Origin of the sequence: Tabrizicola sp. TH137 (genome assembly GCF_002855575.1) — a bacterium.
In the GTDB taxonomy this organism is placed as follows: domain Bacteria; phylum Pseudomonadota; class Alphaproteobacteria; order Rhodobacterales; family Rhodobacteraceae; genus Paragemmobacter.
This window is the reverse complement of the sequence record NZ_PKRQ01000005.1, coordinates 223908-240755: the sequence shown is the minus strand read 5'-3', so window position 1 is coordinate 240755 and position 16848 is coordinate 223908. Positions and strand designations below refer to the sequence as shown.

Genomic DNA, 16848 nt, shown 5'->3' with positions numbered 1-16848 from the left:
GAGGCTAGCGCCTGTCAGGCAAAGTTGACAGAGGCATGATGCGCGATGGCGTCGATCCTTCGGGCAAGGGCTATGGGCGCGGCGAAGAAGGGGGAATGGCCACAGGGCAGGGTGCTGATGTGGTCGAGCGGCAGGTCGGCGGCCATGCTCTGCTGATATTCGGGCGGAATGGCGCGGTCATCGGTGCAGCGGATGTAGAAGCGGGGACGGGTCGCCGCGCGGGCGGTGTCGGGGATCGGGGTTTCCTGCGGGCGGATGGGCTGGCGGCAGAGGCGGCGCAGGGCGAGGGAGACATCCTCGGGCGGGCAGTCGTGGTAGAACAGGGCAGGGGCCTGTTCGGGATCGAAGGTGAAGGTGGTGCGGGTTTCGTCGATCCTGAACGATCCGGCGAGCGGTTGGCGGGGACCGGCACGCCGCATCTCGGCCAGCGACAGGCCGGGTTTGGGCAGATAGGCGCAGAGATAGACCAGGGCGCTGACACGGTCGGGGGCGATCTCTGCGGCGGCGGTGATGGGAAAGCCGCCCATGGAATGGCCGACGAGGATCGTCGGCCCCTCCGTCGCCTCCAGGATGGCCCTGGCATAGGCGTCGAGTGTGACGGTTGCAGGATCGGTGGTGTCATCGCCGTGGGACGGCAGGTCGAGGGCGCGGGCGCGGTGGCCGAGCGCCGCAAGCGCCGGGATGACGCGGTGCCAGCACCAGGCCCCATGCGCCGCGCCATGGACGAGAAGGATGTCAGACATGGCCGATCTCCGCCAGGAACTGGGTCACCAGGGCGGCATATTCGGCCGGCTTTTCGACCATCGGGATATGGCCGGCCCCCCGGATGAGGGCGAAGCGGTGGCCCCGGATCAGCGCTGCCGTCTCGCGCACGAGGTCGGGCGGGGTGGAGCCGTCATTGGCCCCGGCGATGGCCAGCGTGGGCAGGGTGAGGGTCGCGGTGGTTTCGTAGAAATCGCTGCCCGCGATGGCGGCAGCGCAGCCCATCCAGCCGTCGGGGCGGGTTGCAAGGAACAGGGCCGACAGGCGGGGAAGGGCCGGGCTGTCCCGCCATCGCCGCCCGAGCCACCGCTCCATCGTGGCATCATGGATTGCCTGCAACCCGCCGCTGCGGACGCTGTCGATGCGGGCTTGCCACTGTTCCGGGCGCCCGATCTTCGCGGCGGTGTTCGACAGGATCAGCGCGCGGATCAGGTCCAGCCGCTTGACCGCCAGCCCCTGCGCGATCAGGCCGCCGATGGAAAGGCCGAGGATCACCGCCTCTTTCAGCGCGAAGTGATCCATCAGCCGTTCGGTATCGCGGATCAGGGCGCCCATGGCATAGGGTCCGGGGGGCGCATCGGATTGGCCGTGGCCGCGCAGGTCCAGCCGCAAAAGGCGGAGGCCGGGGGGCAGCAGGGGCAGGAGGTCATCCCAGATCACAAGGCTGCTGCCGAGCGCGTGAACCAGAACGAGCGGCGCACCGCCCTCGGGACCGGAGATTTCGGCATTCAGCCGCAGATCGGGAAGGAAGATGGGGGCCATGTTCGGAAAGGAAATCTTTCGGGCGCGTTCAGGCGGTCAGACAGCGTAGATAAGTTCGAAAACGATGATCAGCCTCCGTAACGATCCAGCGCCATGCGGAAGGTCGCCGGGTCGACATTGCCACCGGAGGCCGTGCAGATCACGGTGTCGGAGAGGTCGTCGCGGAAGAGGGCCGCCGCCAGCGCGATGGCGCCGCCGGGTTCCAGCACGATGCGCAGATGGGTGAAGGCCAGCGCCATGGCGTGCAGCGCTTCGTCATCCGTGGCGGTCAGGCCGGGGCCGCAGAGGCGCGAGACGATGGGAAAGGTCAGGCTGCCGGGGGCAGGGGTGAGGATCGCGTCGCAGATGGACCCGCTGCTGGCGGGGTTGCGTTCGATGCGCCCCGTGCGCAGCGAGCGGGCCATATCATCGAAGCCTTCGGGTTCGGCTGTCCGCACGGTGAATGAAGGCGTTTCGGCCTCTAATGAAAGCGAAATGCCGGAAGAAAGGCCGCCACCACCGCAACAGACAATAACATCGGCCTGTTCAATATCGAAACTGCGGGCCTGCTCGGCGAGTTCCAGGCCAACCGTCCCCTGCCCGGCAATGACCTGCGGGTCGTCGAAAGGTTTGACAAGGGTCAGCCCCCGTTCCGCCGTCAGCCGGGCGCCGAGGGTATCGCGGTCTTCATGGTTCCGGTCATAGAGGATCACTTCGGCCCCATAGGCGCGGGTATTGGCGATCTTCACCTGCGGGGCATCCGACGGCATCAGGATGACGGCAGGGATGCCGTGCCGCGCCGCCGCCAAGGCCACGCCCTGCGCGTGATTGCCCGAGGAATAGGCCATCACGCCCTTTTCCCGCAGCGCCGGTTCCATGGCGGAGATGGCGGACCAGCCGCCGCGGAACTTGAAGGACCCTGTGAGTTGCAGGCATTCCGCCTTGACGAAGATGCGCCGCCCCGCGACGGCATCGAGCAGCGGCGCATGCAGAAGCGGCGTCACGCGGGCATGGCCTGCAAGGCGTCCGGCTGCGGCGCGGATCATCGCGATGTCGGTCATGCGCATGCCTTCAGGAAGGCGTGGATGGCCGTCAGGCTTTCGGCTTCGTCGAGGAAGGGGATATGGGCGCGGTCCGGCACCTCGGCGAAGATCAGATCGGGGCGGCGGCGCTGCATCTCGGCGGCTGTTTCGGGGGTCAGCAGATCGGAATTCGCCCCCCGGATCAAAGCCAGCGGGAGCCCCGCGCAAGCATCGTAAAGCGGCCAGAGATCGGCGGGCGGGCCGTCGAAGGCGGCAAGGAAGGCATCGCGCAGGGCCGGGTCATAGGTGATCTTCAGCCCCGTGTCGGTGGCCGTGTAATGCAGCCGCGCCTCGGCCAGCCAGCGGTCGGCGGGCACATTGGCAAAGCCGGGCATGTTGCGCGGCAGGGCCTCGGCCAGCGCCTCATGCGTTTTCGAGGCCGGGTTGCGGCCCACATAATCGAAAATGCGGGTCAGGCCGGGGCGGTGAATCTCGGGCCCGATATCGTTCAGGCAGAGGCCGATCATCCGATCCCGGGCGAGGGCCGCCAGCAGCATGCCGATCAACCCCCCGCGCGAGGTGCCAAGGATCGCAGCCTTCGCCACCCCGAGATGATCAAGCAGCGCCAGCGCATCCTGCGCCTCCTGCGGGACGGTATAAGTGGCGGCACCGGTCCAGTCGCTGGCACCCCGGCCGCGGTAATCCATGCGGATCAGGCGGCAGGGCGGCAGATGCGGGCGCAGATAGTCGAAATCCGCCATCGTGCGGGTCAGGCCCGGCAGGCAGAGCAGCGGCAGCCCCTCGCCTTCGTCGGCAAAGGCTAGGCGTGCGCCATCGCGGGCGGTGAACTGCGCCGTCATGGGCGGCTCCGGTCGGTGAGGGGAAGCTGGGGCATCGGTCCTAAACGGCAGGTGGGGCGGAATGCAGATAGATCGGCAGGGGTCCAGTCTGATGGGAAAGGCCTTACCGAAATCCCGGCAGGGCGCACTCTGTCACAGCGGACGGGCCGGGGTAAGAGGGGCGCGACCTTCCGGGCGCTTGCCGCCCGCCCCGACATTTCCTAAACCCGTCGCGCGCAACAGGGAAGAGACATGGCAAGAGACGACAAGGCAGAGGCTCGCGCCGGTTCGAAACAGGTGGGCGCGCTGCGGGGTCTGGCCCCCTTCCTGATCCCCTATCGTGGAATGACGCTGCTGGCGCTGGCCGCGCTGGTGATCACGGCGGGCATGAGCCTTCTTCTGCCGCTGGCCGTGCGCCGGGTGGTGGACGGGTTCAACGAGGATGTCGCCCTGCTGGATCAGTATTTCGCGGCGGCGCTGGCGATTGCGGCGCTGCTCGCGATCGGGACGGGGGTGCGCTACTATTTCGTCACGAAACTGGGCGAGCGGGTGGTGGCCGATATCCGCCGTGCGGTCTTTGATCGCGTGATGGGCATGAGCCCGGCCTTCTTTGAAAAGCTGATGACAGGCGAGGTGGTCAGCCGCATCACCACCGACACGACGCTGATCCTGTCGCTGATCGGATCGTCGGTTTCGGTCGCGCTGCGCAATCTTCTGATGCTGCTGGGTGGGCTGATCCTTCTGTCGCTGACCTCGCCCAAGCTGACGGGGCTGGTGCTGCTGATCGTGCCGGCGGTGGTGGTGCCGATCATCGTGCTGGGTCGGCGTCTGCGGGGCCTGAGCCGGGAATCGCAGGACTGGATCGCCAATTCCTCGGGTGCGGCCTCGGAGGCGCTGGGATCGGTACAGACGGTGCAGGCCTTTACCCATGAAGGGCTGACCCGCGCGCAATTCGCCGAAGTGACCGAGAAATCCTTCCGTGTCGCCCAGACCCGCACGAAGGTTCGGGCGGTGATGACGATGATCGTGATTTTCCTCGTCTTCACAGGGATCGTGGGCGTGCTGTGGATCGGCGCGCGGGATGTGCGCGCCGGCGCGATGACGCCGGGGGAACTGGTGCAGTTCGTGATCTATGCCGTGATGGTGGCGGGATCGGTCGGGGCGCTTTCGGAAATCTGGGGCGAGTTGCAGCGCGCGGCGGGCGCGACGGAGCGTCTGGTGGAACTGCTGAATGCCGAGGATACGGTGCGCGATCCGGTCCAGCCGAAGGCGCTGCCCCGCCCCGTGCGCGGCGAGGTGGTGTTTCAGGATGTGACCTTCCGCTATCCCGCCCGACCGGAGGTTTCGGCGCTGAACGGGGTCAGCCTGCGCGTTTCGCCGGGCGAGACGGTGGCGCTGGTCGGTCCTTCGGGGGCGGGCAAGACCACGATCCTGCAACTTCTGATGCGCTTCTATGACCCGCAGGCGGGGGCTGTCCGGCTGGACGGGGTGGACCTGCGCGACATGGGTCGCGCCGATTTCCGCCGCGCCATCGCGCTTGTGCCGCAGGACCCGGTGATCTTTGCCGCCTCGGCGCGCGAGAATATCCGCTTTGGCCGCCCGGATGCCACCGATGCCGAGGTGGAGGCGGCGGCGCGGGCGGCGGCGGCGCATGATTTCCTGACCGCGCTGCCGCAGGGCCATGACACCTGGCTGGGCGAGCGGGGGGTGATGCTGTCGGGCGGGCAGAAGCAGCGCGTTGCCATCGCGCGGGCGATCCTGCGCGATGCGCGGGTGCTGCTCTTGGACGAGGCGACCTCGGCGCTGGATGCGGAATCGGAACGCGCGGTTCAGGCGGCGGTGGAGGGCCTGTCGGCAGGGCGCAGCGTGCTGGTTGTGGCGCATCGTCTGGCGACGGTGAAGCGGGCGGATCGGATCGTCGTCTTCGATCAGGGGCGCATCGTGGCGGAAGGCACGCATGAGGCGCTGGTGGCCGAAGGCGGCCTTTATGCGCGGCTGGCGCGACTGCAATTCACCGACGGTCAGGCCTGATGCCGGTCTGACGTTGCGTTTGCCCGTGCAGTCCAGCCTTGCGGGGCGGGGACGGAGCCATCATCCTCGGTCGGCACCCTTCGGGAGGACAGGAGGGGCAAGGTGACAGGGGAGGACGTCATGGGTGAATTCGCCAGTCTTGCGGATGTGAAGGCCGTCGAGGCCGAGATGCCGTGGGAGGCGCGCGGGGCCGCGCGCACGATCCATGAATTTCTGGGCCGGGCAAAGGCGGCGCATGGGACAAGGCCCGCGATCAGCTATCAGATCCTGTCCGGTCCGAAGGACAAGGCCGAGACGCTGACCTGGAACGGGCTGCATGCCAAGGTCACGCAGGCGGCGAACCTGTTCCGCAGTCTGGGCGTGACCGAGACCGATGTGGTGGCCTATGTGATGCCCAACAGCCTGGAGACCGCCATCACCCTTTTGGGCGGGGCGGTGGCGGGCATCGTGAATCCGATCAACCCGCTGCTGGAGGCCGAGCAGATCAGCGCAATCCTGCGCGAGACGCAGGCCAAGGTGGTGGTCACGCTGCGGGCCTTTCCCAAGACCGATCTGCCCCAGAAGGTGGCCGAGGCGGTGAAGCACGCCCCCAGCGTGCGGACGGTGCTGGAAGTTGACCTTGCCCGCTATCTGACCCCCCCGAAAAGCTGGATCGTGCCACTGGTCCGGCCGAAGAACCCGGTCTCGCACACGGCCAATCTGTTGAATTTCCATGCCGAACTGGCCAGGCAACCGGCCGACCGGCTGACATTCGAGGAACGGAAGGAAGACCGTGTCGCCGCCTATTTCCACACCGGCGGCACCACGGGGATGCCCAAGGTGGCGCAGCACAAGGTCTCTGGCATGGTCTATAACGGCTGGCTGGGGCAGCGGCTGCTGTTCAAGGAAACCGATTGCGTGATGTGCCCCCTGCCGCTGTTCCATGTCTTCGCGGCCTATCCGATCCTGATGTCGATGATCGCCTCGGGGGCGCATGTCGTCTTTCCCACGCCTGCCGGGTATCGGGGCGAGGGGGTGTTCGACAATCTCTGGAAGCTGATCGAACGCTGGCGCTGCACCTATCTGATCACCGTGCCGACGGCGCTTGCCGCGCTGATGCAGCGGCCGATCGACGCCGATATCTCCAGCCTGAAGAATGCCTTCTCCGGTTCCGCCCCGCTGCCGGTGGAACTCTACAACCGGTTCTACAGGGCGACGGGGGTGGAGATCGTCGAAGGCTATGGCCTGACGGAATGCACCTGCCTTGTGTCGGTCAACCCACCGGGGGGGACGAAGAAGATCGGGTCGGTCGGGCTGCCCTTCCCGCATACCCATGTGCGCATCTTGCAGAAGACTGGCGACGGGTTCCGCAAATGCGCGGTGGATGAGGTGGGCGAGATCTGCGTGGCCAATCCCGGCGTCTTTGAAGGGTCAACCTATACCGAGGTGGACAAGAACAAGGACCTCTTCGCCGAAGGACGGTTCCTGCGGACGGGCGATCTGGGGCGGATCGACGGGGACGGCTATCTGTTCATCACGGGCCGGGCGAAGGACCTGATCATCCGGGGCGGGCACAACATCGACCCGGCGGTGATTGAGGAAGGACTGATGAAGCACGAGGCGGTGGCCTTTGTCGGCGCCATCGGCCAGCCGGATGCCCATTCGGGCGAACTGCCCTGCGCCTATGTCGAACTGGTCAAAGGCAAGGAGGTGGGGGTGGAAGAGCTGATGGCCTATGCCCAGACCCATATCCACGAACGCGCCGCCGTGCCGAAGCATGTTGAAATCCTTCCCGAATTGCCGAAGACGGCGGTGGGCAAGGTGTTCAAGCCCGACCTGCGCCGCATGGCGATCACCCGTGTCTATGACGCGGCGCTGGCCGAAGCGGGGATCGCGGCCCATGTCGGCGAGGTGGTGGAAGACAAGAAGCGCGGTCTGGTGGCGCGGCTGATGCGGAACGGTCCGGTCGATCAGGCCAAGGTGCAGGAGGTTCTGGGCGGCTTCACCCGACCCTGGGAATGGACGGACTGACCGCGCGTCAGACGTCCATCCAGATCGTAACGGGGCCGTCATTGTTCAGGCTGACATCCATGTCGGCCCCGAAGATGCCATTGGCCGTGGGGATGCCCTCGGCCTGCACCTTCGCGGTGAAATATTCATAGAGCCGCTTGCCTTCGTCGGGCTTCGCGGCGGTGGAAAAGCCGGGTCTGTTGCCGCGCAGATCGGCGGCCAGCGTGAACTGCGACACGATCAGGGCGGAGCCGCCGATATCGCGGATGGACAGGTTCATCTTGCCCTGATCATCCTTGAAAATCCGCAGCTTGGCGATCTTGGCCGCCAGCTGGTCGGCCTTGGCCTCGGTATCCCCGTCCATCGCGCAGACGAGGATCAGGAGGCCCGCGCCGATTTCGCCCGTCACCCGGCCTTCGACCGTGACAGAGGCGCGGGAGACGCGCTGAAGGACGGCCCTCACAGCTCGTGCCGCCAGGGCGGATTGGCGCCGGGGCGGGAGACGGTGACGGCGGCGGATTTCGTGCCGAGCGTCAGGGCCGCATCCAGCGTGGCGTCGGAGAGATTGGCCAGCGCGGATTTTGTCAGGGCGCCCGCCTCGTGCAGGGCGGTCAGCGCACCTGCGTTGAAGGTGTCGCCCGCGCCGACGGTATCGGCAACGGTGACACGGGTGGCGGCGACAAAGCGGTTTTGCGTGGCGGTGATGGCGCGGGCGCCTGCCGCACCTTCAGTGATGAAGACGAGTTTCGGCCCCTTTTCAAGAAGTTGCCGGGCCAGCGCCGAGACATCGCCCGCGCCTTGCAGCCAGTGCAGGTCTTCATCCGAGAGCTTCACGATATCGGCGCGGGCGATCATCCGTTCGATGCGGGCGCGGTATTCGGCTTCTTTCCCGGCGATGAAGCCGGGGCGGATATTGGGGTCGATCATGGTGACACGGGTGGCGGCTTCGCGCGCCTGAAGCGCCTCGTAAGTGCTGGCGGCAGGGTCGTTCACCAGAGAGATGCCGCCGAAGAAGAGGGTGGTGATGCTGGCAGGCAGTTTCGGCAACTGGTCCTGCGACAGCAGGCGGCCGGCGGTGTTTTCGTCATAGAAGGCATAGGTCGCCTGACCCTCCACCAGCTTGACGAAGGCGACGGTGGTGGGCCGGTCGGAGCGGGCGCAATGTGCCGTATCGACCTTGGACGTTTCCAGCGTTTCGGTCAGGATCTGGCCCAGCATGTCGTTGGAAATGCCCGAGAAAAAGGCCGAGGGCGCGCCGAGGCGACCCAGCGCGATGGCGGTGTTGAACACCGCGCCCCCGGCATAGGGCGAAAAGGCGGGTTCGCCCAGCGTGGTGGTGCGGGGCAGCATGTCGATCAGGGCTTCGCCACAGCTGAGAATCATTCGGGCCTCCTATCCGTGGCGCGGACCATAGCGGATCGCGCGATGTTAGCGCAAACAGTCAGGCGGTGAACCAGGGCGCAAGGTTCGCGCGGACGCGGGCAAGGGGGGTGTCGCCGCTCGTGTCGGGGGTGAAGGTCTGGCCCGTGATTGCCTCATAGGCGTCGATATAGACCTGCGCCGTCTGGCGGATCATCTCTGCCGGGATTTCGGGGATGTCGTCCTTGTAGGGGTCGCAGCGGGCGGCGACCCAGGCGCGGATCACGTCTTTGTCGAAGGAGGGCGGGCGGGTGCCGGTTTCGAAGGCCTGTTTGTAGCCCGAGGCGATCCAGTAGCGCGAGGAATCGGGGGTGTGGATTTCGTCGGCCAGAAGGATGTTGCCTGCCTCGTCGGTGCCGAATTCGTATTTCGTATCGACCAGGATCAGGCCGCGTTCGGCGGCCATCTGCTGGCCCCGCGCGAAGAGGGCGAGCGCCTTGGCCGACACGTCATCCCACTGTGCCTGGGTCAGAAGCCCTTGGGAAACAATCTCTTGCGCGGTCAGCGGTTCGTCATGGCCGCCGTCGAAGGCCTTGGAGGTGGGGGTGATGATGGGGGCGGGCAGGGCCTGATTGTCGCGCAGGCCATCGGGGAGGGTGTGGCCATACATGGCGCGCTGGCCCTGTTTGTAGAGCGTCAGGATCGAGGTGCCGGTGGTGCCCGCGAGATAGCCGCGCACGACGATTTCGACGGGCAGGATCGTCAGCCGCTTGCCGATCACGACATTGGGGTCGGGGTAGGAGATCACATGGTTCGGGCAGATGTTGGCGGTCTGTTCGAACCAGAATTTTGCTGTCTGGGTCAGGACCTGGCCCTTGAAGGGGATGGCGGCGAGGATGCGGTCGAAGGCGGAGATGCGGTCGGAGGAGATCAGGATGCGGGTGCCATCGGGCAGATCATAGCAGTCGCGGACCTTGCCGAAATAGGGGTTGGGGAGTTCCGGGATGCGGGCCTCGGACAGGATGCGGGTGAGGTCGGTCATCAAGGCCCCCATGGCAGCTATGGCGGGGTGATGGGGCGGGGGATGCGTGGAGTCAAGCGGGGCTTTGGGCGGGAGGCCAAGGCCTTGCGAACGCTGGGTTAATCGGCGGGGAGGGGGCGAAAGGGCTGTGCCGTGTCCTGTGCCGCATTCTGTGCAGCAAACTGTGGCCACGCGCGGTGGCGTCGCGGGGCGTTAAGCTTTGCCCGAGTCGGGGCGATTTCTGGCGCAGAAATCGCGCCGGAAATTGACGCAATTTCCGGGGGTGACGGTTCCATCCGATTTCTGCGGGCAGAAATCGGCGCGGAAACTGCGTCAGTTTCCGCTGTCACCGCGATTGGGTCACCGCCAGAACGATGCCGCCGACGATCAGCGCCGCCAGCACGGCGAAGGCGATCTTCCAGGCGCTGTACGGCCGTTCGCCCTGCACCTTGCCGGTCTGGCCGTTGACCACGAAGCGATAGCTTTTCCCGTTGTATTTGTAGGCCGCCATCCAGATCGGCAGGAGGATATGCTTGAAGGTTTCATCCTTCCAATCCGTCTCGACCCGGTCGATGCGCTGTTCGTCGCCGCCGATATCGGCGCGGACATCCTGGCGGATCACGCCTGCCATCACCTCGCGCCCCATGGCATGGCCATCGGCGAGCGAGACGGTATAGCCCTCGGCGGTGAAACCGGCGAGGAAGTCGTTGCGGAAGGGTTGCAGCGCCGACAGGTCCCAGGGGGCGAGATTGTCGGTATAGGCGCGCGGCAGGCTCTGGCTGGCAAGGATCAGCACATCGTCAAAGCGGCGGGCCACCCAGCCCGAGCGGGCGGACCAGCGGGTGCGGCGGACCTGTTCGGTCTGGGTCTTGCCGTTGCGGGTGACGCTGCGGCTTTCGTAGTAATGATCCCCCCGCGCGCCCGCGTAATGCGACCGTGTGGCGGCGTCGAAGGTCCAGTAGGGGACATAGAGGCCATTCAACGCCCGGCCCTTGCGGGCATAGTCCTGAAGGCCGTTCGGGGCGAACCAGAGGCTGCCCAGCCAATCCGTCATCGCGGCCCGCGCCTGCCCTTCGTTCAGCACGAAAGGCAGAACGGCCTGCGGCTTGATCCGGCGTTCCTCGCCCGTGCCGATGGCAACGGGGGTGGCGCAGAAGGGGCATTCCGTGGCGTGTTTCGCGCCCTGGAATTCCACCTGCGCGCCGCAGGAGGGGCAGGGGGTGATGCGCACCTGTTCCATCTGCGCCGCCGGAAGGTCATCCGACAGGCCGCGCGCGAGGTCGATCTCGTTCAGGGCGCGGCTGCGGGCGGCGGGGGCATCCGGGATGTCCTGCCGGGCGCCGCAATGGTCACAGACAAGTTCGGTGGCGCCGGGTTCATAGCGGAGGTCGGCCCCGCATTGATTGCAGGGCCAGGTCTTGCGGTCGTCCGGCATGGATCAAACCCCGGGCGGCGGGGGCGGGGGGACCGAGGCGAAGAGCCGCGCGAGGTCGGTTTCGGCGGCGGGTTTCCAGCCGTCCATCCCCGCCGACCAGACCTGCGTCGCGCGGGTGAGGCTGCCATTTGCCGCCATGGTGCCAAGGTCGGCTTCGGAGAAGGGGCCTTTGGTCGCGCCATTCTCGGCGATGTGCCAGACCTTGCCGGCGGGTGGCGGGGGCGGCGGGGGCGCGGCCTGCGCCCCGCCCGAAGCCCCCCATGGCCCCATGTTCTGCGCCATGGCCATGCCCATGGCCGCGCCCATGCCCGCCGTCATCGCATCGCCCGCCGATCCGGGCTTGCCCATCGCCTCGGCGGCCGAGAATTGCATGTATTTGTTGAGGTCCCCCGCGATGCCGACGGAGGTGCGCTTGTCCAGCGCCTTTTCCACCTCTTCGGGGAGCGAAATGTTCTCGATATAGAATTCCGGCAGGGTCAGGCCGTATTCGGCCACCTGCGGCGCGATGGCGGTGGTGATCAGCTTGCCCAGATCGGCAGTATTCGCCGCCATGTCGAGGACGGGGATGCCGGAGGAGGCGATGACGCGGGAGAATTCCTGCACGATGATGTTGCGGATCTGGAAGCTGATCTCATCCGCCGTGAATTCGCCGTCGGTGCCGACAATTTCCTGCATGAACTTCGCCGGGTCCGAGACGCGCATCGCATAGGTGCCGAAGGCGCGCAGGCGGACGGGGCCGAATTCCGGGTCGCGCGCCATGATGGGGTTCTTGGTCCCCCATTTCAGATCGGCGAAGCGGGTGGTGGAGATGAAATATACCTCGGCCTTGAAGGGCGAGTTGAAACCGTGATCCCAGTGCTGGAGCGTGGTCATCACCGGCATGTTGTTGGTTTCGAGCATGTAGAGGCCGGGGCCGAAGACATCGGCCAGTTGCCCTTCATGGATGAAGACCGCGGCCTGACCTTCACGCACGGTCAGCTTGGCGCCGTATTTGATCGCGTTGCCGCGCCGTTCAAAACGCCAGACCATCGTGTCGCGCGTGTCATCCGTCCAGTCGATGACGTCGATGAACTCGCCCTTGAGGAAATCGAAAACCATGTCACAGCCTCCTTGCCGGTCGCCTGGCCACGCCAGGCCACCCGCTCAACTTTCGCCGCCCAGAAGCCGGGTCGCAAGCGATTCCACGATGGGGCGCGCCTCGGCCTCGGTCATGCCGGGGCGGAGGGCGGGGGAGTAGAGCATTTTCAGCATCAACTCGTCCTGCCGGGTCAGCAGCGCGAATTCCTCGTCATCGTTGAAGATGGAGGGGCGGGCGGTCGGGCTGTCATTGGCAAGGCCCAAACCTTGGGTGATTTCCTCATGCAGGCAGGACAGGCGGAGGAGATCGGGATGTTCGGCCCGGATCACCGCGAAGGCGCGGGTATAGGTCGCGCCATCCGCCGCCGACATGGCATAGACGAGGCAATAGGTGGAGCGCGGCATGTCGGTGATGGCCGCAACCTCGGAGCCGGAAAGGCCCGGCAGGGCGGCGCGGATTTGCGGGCCAAGGGCGCGGCGTTCGTCTTCCGAGACGATCTGGACGAAGAAATTCGGCGCGCGGTCATCCAGCGCGATGGGATGGCCGGTCAGCCCCGAGAGACGCTTGAGGAAGGAGGCGACGCGGGCAGTATCGGCGGCGCGGCGGTCGGCCGGGACCGAGGCGCCGAAGCGCAGGCCGACGCGGACGGGGCCGGTCCATTTGCGCAGGCGGCTTTCGGTCATGCGCTGCACGGGGCCGCCCGCGGTGCGGGTGTATTCGTCGAAAAGCGCGATGCGGATGAAGTTTTCGGCCAGCATCCGGTCGGTGAAGGGGGTATCGGTGCCGCCGCCATCGGTGCGCAGCAGGCCCTGCGACAAAAGCTGTGCCTGCACCCGCCCGTAATGCGCCGCCGCGACGGCGGAGGCCGGGGTCATGCCGCTGGGCGCGACCACGGTGATCGGGGCGGCCGTCTGCGGCGGGGGGCCGGGCGGCAGGGCGGGTGTGCAGGCGGTGAGCCCTGCCAGCGCAAGCGCGGCGAGGGGCGAGGGGGTCTTCATGATGCGGGTTCGGACTTCGGCTGGAGGGGGAGGGGGGCGAAAGGCGTGTGTCAGGGGGCGGGCGGTCCGCCCGTCGTGCGGGCGCGGGCGGCGGAGAGGGTGTCGCGCAGATCCCCCTCCATCTTCTTCAGTTCGGTTTCGGCAGTGGCGCGGCGGGCCTTGCCTTCATCGGCGATGCGGAGGCTTTCCTCGATCGTGGCGATCAGGGTTTCATTGGCGGCGCGCACGGATTCGATGTCGAAGACGCCGCGTTCCATTTCCTCGCGCACCACGCGGTTGGCCTGTTGCAGGTTTTCCGCGTTTGATTTCAACAGCTCGTTGGTCAGGTCATTCGCCTCGCGCACGGCTTCGGCGGCCTCGCGCGAGCGCTGGATCGTCACCGCCTGCGCAAGCTGGGTTTCCCAGAGCGGCACGGTGTTGACGAGGGTGGAATTGATCTTGGTGACAAGGCTCTTGTCGTTTTCCTGCACGAGGCGGATCGAGGGAAGCGATTGCATCGTGACCTGACGGGTCAGTTTCAGGTCATGCACCCGGCGTTCCAGATCATCGCGCGCGGCGCGGAGGTCGCGCAACTCCTGCGCGCGCTTCACCTGATCGGCTTCGGGCGCGGCGGCGACCTCGGCCTCCTTGGCGGGGATGGTGGTCTGGTCGGTCTCGGCCAGCTTTGCTTCGCCCGCCGCGATATAGAGGGCGAGTTCGTCGTAGAAGCGCAGGGTCTTTTCATAGAGCAGGTCGAGCGCCTTGATATCCTTCAGCAGCGCATGTTCGTGCTTCAGAAGGTTTTCGGTGATGCGGTCGATCTGGCCCTGCACCTCTTCGTAGCGGGCGACGAATTTGGCGATGGGGGCGGCCTGACCGGTGAGCTTGTCCCACCAGCTCCGCTCGCGGCCGAGGTCGAGTTCTTCCGAGGAAAAGCCCCGGATGGTGGTGACGATCTCGCGCAGGGCATCGCCTGCGGGGCCGACATCCTTGTTCTTCACGCCGGCCAGCATGTCTTGCGAGATGACCTGCAATTCGGCCTGCGCCGCGGAGCCGAAGGAGATGATGGATTGCGTGTTGGTCAGGTCAACCTCTTGCATCCGCTGGCGAATTTCGGCGGCGCGGTCGGCGGGGGAGGCGTCGAGGGGAACAATCTCGCCCGCCGGGACGGGCAGGAGCGCGGTGGTGACGGCCTCGACCTCGGCCAAGGCCTTGGCGGCGTCTTCGCGAATGGTTGTCGACATGATCCTACCCTCCTGCCGGGGAGGCGCCCCCGGTCCGTTCCTGATTGTCCTAGGTCATCAAATGGGGGCTGGAGCCCGTGCCGCAGCCTGCGACAGGTTGGCGCGATTTTCCAGTGACCATTTGCGCAAGCGGCGCAGAAAAGCGCCGCCGGCGGGGATGGGATCAGGCCGGCTGGCGGTTGCCCTGACGGCGGGGCTTGCCGCCCTGACCCTGACCATGGCCCTGGCCATGACCCTGGCCCGGCCGGGTCGGGGACTGGCCGCCGCCCATCGGGCGGGCGGGCTTGGCGCCGGGGCGGGGTTGCGGCTTGGGGGCCTGGTTCTTGTGTTCGGGGCGGCCGCCCTGCGGCTTGCCCTGGCTGCCGGGACGGGCGCCGGGACGCTGGCCGCGATTCTGGCCGGGCTTGGGCGCGGCGGCCACGATATCGGCGGCCCAGGGCGCGCCGCCGATCACCGGGATCTGCTTTTTCAGAACCTTTTCAATGGCTTGCAATTCGCCCATCTCGGCCGGTGCGCAGAAGGCCACGGCATTGCCTTCCGCCCCCGCCCGCGCGGTGCGACCGATGCGGTGGACGTAGTTTTCCGGCACATTGGGCAGGTCGTAGTTATAGACATGCCGCACGCCGGGAATGTCGATCCCGCGCGCGGCGACATCCGTTGCCACGAGGACATCGAGTTCGCCATTGCGGAACTCGGTCAGGGTGCGGTCGCGCTGGTTCTGGCTTTTGTTGCCGTGGATCGAGCCGACCTTGAAGCCCCATTGTGCCAGCAATTTGCTAAGTTTCTCTGAACCGTGCTTGGTGCGCCCGAAGACGAGCGCCTGTTCGCCGGGATGCTTTTTCAGATAATCCTCAAGCAGTTTCGCCTTGTCGCCATTGGGGATGAAATGCACCCCCTGCACGATCTTTTCGGCGGGCTTGCCCGGAGGGGCGACCTGCACGCGGACGGGGTCGCGCAGATAGGTTCCGGCAATTTCCTCGATATCCTTGGGCATCGTGGCCGAGAAGAGAAGGGTTTGCCTTTTCAAGGGGATATGCTTGGCGATCTTGCGCAGCGCATGGATGAAACCCATGTCGAGCATGTGGTCCGCCTCATCCAGCACCAGATAGCCGGTGGCCTGAAGCGAGACATCGCCGCGTTCCAAAAGGTCGATCAGGCGGCCGGGCGTGGCGACGAGGACATCGGCCCCGCGGGCCAGCGCCATGGCCTGCCGGTTGAGCGAGGCACCGCCGACGACGGTGAGCACCTTGACGGGGGTGCCCTTGGTGAAAATCGTAAGATTGTCAGAGATTTGCGTGACCAGTTCCCGCGTCGGCGCAAGGATCAGGGCGCGCACGTTGCGCGGCCCCGGCGGGTGGCCGATGTCGAGCAGGCGGTGCAGAAGCGGCAGGCCGAAGGCCGCCGTCTTGCCGGTGCCGGTCTGCGCCAGACCCATCAGGTCGCGCCCCTTCATGATATGGGGGATGGCCTGCACCTGGATCGGCGTGGGGTCCTTGAGGGTGGTTTTCTCAAGGGCTTTCAAAAGCTTGGGCGACAGGCCCAGTTCGGCGAAAGAAGTCATGTCTCGTGTCTTTCCGGCCTTTTGGGAAAGGCCAAAGGGGGCCGCGCATCGGGGCGGCCGGTGGCAGTGGCTGCGCCGATTGCACGGCGCGGAACCCCTGCGTGAAGGTGGGAACCTGTGGCCCGGTCCGGCTCCCCTAAGGGCTGCTCACGCGGCAGCGGAGGGCGGGCGTGAGGGGGAGATGGGGCTTTCGGGGGGCAAAGTCAACCATGCCGTGTTCCGTGCCGCCTTTTGTGCCGCAAACCGTGGCCACGCGGCGGGCGGTGGGGTGAGGGGGTGTTAACTGCGGTCGCTCATGGTCAGGGCGTGATCTGGGCGCGGAGGATGCGATGGAACCGGGGCGGATGCGGGGCAAGGCGGCGGCGCATTATCACTACATGGCCGATGCGATGCGGCGGCTGGAATGGGACCTGCATCACCGCATCGAGGTGACGGGGCGGGTGCCCGTGGAATGGCACGAGATTGCGCAGGAGGAGGGCCGCGTCGGAACAGAGCGGGTTGGGCTGCGGCTGGACAAGGATGTGCTGCGCTTCTTCCGGTCGATGGGGCTGGGCTATGGGCCACGGATCAACCGGGTGCTGCGGGCCTATATGCATGCGCGGCTGGCGGGCGTGATCCGGGGGGCGGAGACAGCGCCGCAGTTCCGGCGGCGGCCGGAGGGGGAGCGGCCGCTCTGGGGCGCGACGGCGGCGGCGCTGGGGGAGGGCGAGGGGCCGGACGACGCCGAGCGCGCGGTGGAAGCGCGCGCGCGGATGGAGGAGAGGGTGCGGGGGATGGGCCTATAGCGCC

15 protein-coding genes are annotated in these 16848 nt (G+C 66.6%); 3 read left to right on the top strand and 12 right to left on the bottom strand.

Features of this window, described 5'->3' with window-relative positions:
- Positions 1 to 14: 14 nt before the first annotated feature.
- The 4 genes from C0V75_RS16180 to C0V75_RS16165 form a co-directional block, all read right to left on the bottom strand.
- On the bottom strand, positions 15 to 743 hold the full coding sequence (locus tag C0V75_RS16180; protein WP_101922001.1) for an alpha/beta fold hydrolase: 729 nt from the start codon (positions 741 to 743) through the stop codon (positions 15 to 17).
- Positions 736 to 1524, bottom strand: a complete 789-nt coding sequence (gene pcaD, locus C0V75_RS16175) for a 3-oxoadipate enol-lactonase (protein WP_101922000.1) — start codon at positions 1522 to 1524, stop codon at positions 736 to 738. The genes C0V75_RS16180 and pcaD overlap by 8 nt, the downstream gene beginning before the upstream one ends.
- A gap of 68 nt (positions 1525 to 1592) precedes the next feature.
- A complete protein-coding gene (locus C0V75_RS16170; RefSeq protein WP_101921999.1) occupies positions 1593 to 2564 on the bottom strand; it encodes a threonine/serine dehydratase in 972 nt (323 codons plus the stop codon).
- A complete protein-coding gene (locus tag C0V75_RS16165; protein ID WP_101921998.1) occupies positions 2561 to 3385 on the bottom strand; it encodes an alpha/beta fold hydrolase in 825 nt (274 codons plus the stop codon). The genes C0V75_RS16170 and C0V75_RS16165 overlap by 4 nt, the downstream gene beginning before the upstream one ends.
- Before the next feature lie 231 nt (positions 3386 to 3616).
- Between C0V75_RS16165 and C0V75_RS16160 the strand changes: the two genes are divergently transcribed.
- Both C0V75_RS16160 and C0V75_RS16155 read left to right on the top strand, forming a co-directional pair.
- Positions 3617 to 5395 carry an ABC transporter transmembrane domain-containing protein gene (locus C0V75_RS16160; RefSeq protein ID WP_173861086.1) on the top strand — a complete coding sequence of 593 codons (1779 nt, stop codon included), beginning with the start codon at positions 3617 to 3619 and terminating at the stop codon, positions 5393 to 5395.
- 120 nt (positions 5396 to 5515) lie between these two features.
- The gene (locus C0V75_RS16155; RefSeq protein WP_101921997.1) at positions 5516 to 7405 is read left to right on the top strand and encodes an acyl-CoA synthetase; all 1890 of its coding nucleotides are present in this window, start codon (positions 5516 to 5518) and stop codon (positions 7403 to 7405) included.
- A 7-nt stretch (positions 7406 to 7412) separates the two neighbouring features.
- Here the strand turns inward: C0V75_RS16155 and dtd are convergent, their stop codons facing one another.
- From dtd to C0V75_RS16115, 8 genes are all read right to left on the bottom strand, one after another.
- The gene (gene dtd / locus C0V75_RS16150) at positions 7413 to 7847 is read right to left on the bottom strand and encodes a D-aminoacyl-tRNA deacylase (protein WP_101921996.1); all 435 of its coding nucleotides are present in this window, start codon (positions 7845 to 7847) and stop codon (positions 7413 to 7415) included.
- Entirely contained in the window at positions 7844 to 8767 is a 924-nt protein-coding gene (locus C0V75_RS16145) for a carbohydrate kinase (RefSeq protein WP_101921995.1), read from the bottom strand. The genes dtd and C0V75_RS16145 overlap by 4 nt, the downstream gene beginning before the upstream one ends.
- 58 nt (positions 8768 to 8825) lie before the next feature.
- The gene (locus C0V75_RS16140) at positions 8826 to 9785 is read right to left on the bottom strand and encodes a phosphoribosylaminoimidazolesuccinocarboxamide synthase (protein ID WP_101921994.1); all 960 of its coding nucleotides are present in this window, start codon (positions 9783 to 9785) and stop codon (positions 8826 to 8828) included.
- Between the two features lie 325 nt (positions 9786 to 10110).
- On the bottom strand, positions 10111 to 11199 hold the full coding sequence (locus C0V75_RS16135; RefSeq protein WP_101921993.1) for a primosomal protein N' (replication factor Y) - superfamily II helicase: 1089 nt from the start codon (positions 11197 to 11199) through the stop codon (positions 10111 to 10113).
- Positions 11200 to 11202: 3 nt separating this feature from the next.
- The gene (locus C0V75_RS16130; protein ID WP_101921992.1) at positions 11203 to 12297 is read right to left on the bottom strand and encodes an SPFH domain-containing protein; all 1095 of its coding nucleotides are present in this window, start codon (positions 12295 to 12297) and stop codon (positions 11203 to 11205) included.
- Positions 12298 to 12342: 45 nt separating this feature from the next.
- A complete protein-coding gene (locus tag C0V75_RS16125; protein ID WP_101921991.1) occupies positions 12343 to 13275 on the bottom strand; it encodes a DUF2927 domain-containing protein in 933 nt (310 codons plus the stop codon).
- A 50-nt stretch (positions 13276 to 13325) separates the two neighbouring features.
- Positions 13326 to 14498 (bottom strand): toxic anion resistance protein, encoded by a 1173-nt coding sequence (locus tag C0V75_RS16120; protein ID WP_101921990.1) that lies wholly within the window; start codon positions 14496 to 14498, stop codon positions 13326 to 13328.
- Between the two features lie 163 nt (positions 14499 to 14661).
- The gene (locus tag C0V75_RS16115) at positions 14662 to 16059 is read right to left on the bottom strand and encodes a DEAD/DEAH box helicase (RefSeq protein ID WP_101921989.1); all 1398 of its coding nucleotides are present in this window, start codon (positions 16057 to 16059) and stop codon (positions 14662 to 14664) included.
- A 329-nt stretch (positions 16060 to 16388) separates the two neighbouring features.
- Here C0V75_RS16115 and C0V75_RS24140 point away from each other — a divergent pair, with 329 nt between their 5' ends.
- Positions 16389 to 16844, top strand: coding sequence for a BrnA antitoxin family protein (locus C0V75_RS24140; RefSeq protein ID WP_216821470.1), 456 nt, complete (start codon positions 16389 to 16391; stop codon positions 16842 to 16844).
- Positions 16845 to 16848 lie beyond the last annotated feature (4 nt).

Bases quoted from the DNA above. Each gene is read 5' to 3' on its own strand.
- C0V75_RS16155 (WP_101921997.1), top strand. From the start codon at position 5,516: ATGGGTGAATTCGCCAGTCTTGCGGATGTGAAGGCCGTCGAGGCCGAG.
- C0V75_RS16145 (WP_101921995.1), bottom strand. From the start codon at position 8,767: ATGATTCTCAGCTGTGGCGAAGCCCTGATCGACATGCTGCCCCGCACC.
- C0V75_RS16115 (WP_101921989.1), bottom strand. From the start codon at position 16,059: ATGACTTCTTTCGCCGAACTGGGCCTGTCGCCCAAGCTTTTGAAAGCC.
- C0V75_RS16120 (WP_101921990.1), bottom strand. From the start codon at position 14,498: ATGTCGACAACCATTCGCGAAGACGCCGCCAAGGCCTTGGCCGAGGTC.
- C0V75_RS16170 (WP_101921999.1), bottom strand. From the start codon at position 2,564: ATGACCGACATCGCGATGATCCGCGCCGCAGCCGGACGCCTTGCAGGC.
- C0V75_RS16135 (WP_101921993.1), bottom strand. From the start codon at position 11,199: ATGCCGGACGACCGCAAGACCTGGCCCTGCAATCAATGCGGGGCCGAC.
- pcaD (WP_101922000.1), bottom strand. From the start codon at position 1,524: ATGGCCCCCATCTTCCTTCCCGATCTGCGGCTGAATGCCGAAATCTCC.
- C0V75_RS16130 (WP_101921992.1), bottom strand. From the start codon at position 12,297: ATGGTTTTCGATTTCCTCAAGGGCGAGTTCATCGACGTCATCGACTGG.
- C0V75_RS16180 (WP_101922001.1), bottom strand. From the start codon at position 743: ATGTCTGACATCCTTCTCGTCCATGGCGCGGCGCATGGGGCCTGGTGC.
- C0V75_RS24140 (WP_216821470.1), top strand. From the start codon at position 16,389: ATGGAACCGGGGCGGATGCGGGGCAAGGCGGCGGCGCATTATCACTAC.
- C0V75_RS16140 (WP_101921994.1), bottom strand. From the start codon at position 9,785: ATGACCGACCTCACCCGCATCCTGTCCGAGGCCCGCATCCCGGAACTC.
- C0V75_RS16160 (WP_173861086.1), top strand. From the start codon at position 3,617: ATGGCAAGAGACGACAAGGCAGAGGCTCGCGCCGGTTCGAAACAGGTG.
- C0V75_RS16165 (WP_101921998.1), bottom strand. From the start codon at position 3,385: ATGACGGCGCAGTTCACCGCCCGCGATGGCGCACGCCTAGCCTTTGCC.
- C0V75_RS16125 (WP_101921991.1), bottom strand. From the start codon at position 13,275: ATGAAGACCCCCTCGCCCCTCGCCGCGCTTGCGCTGGCAGGGCTCACC.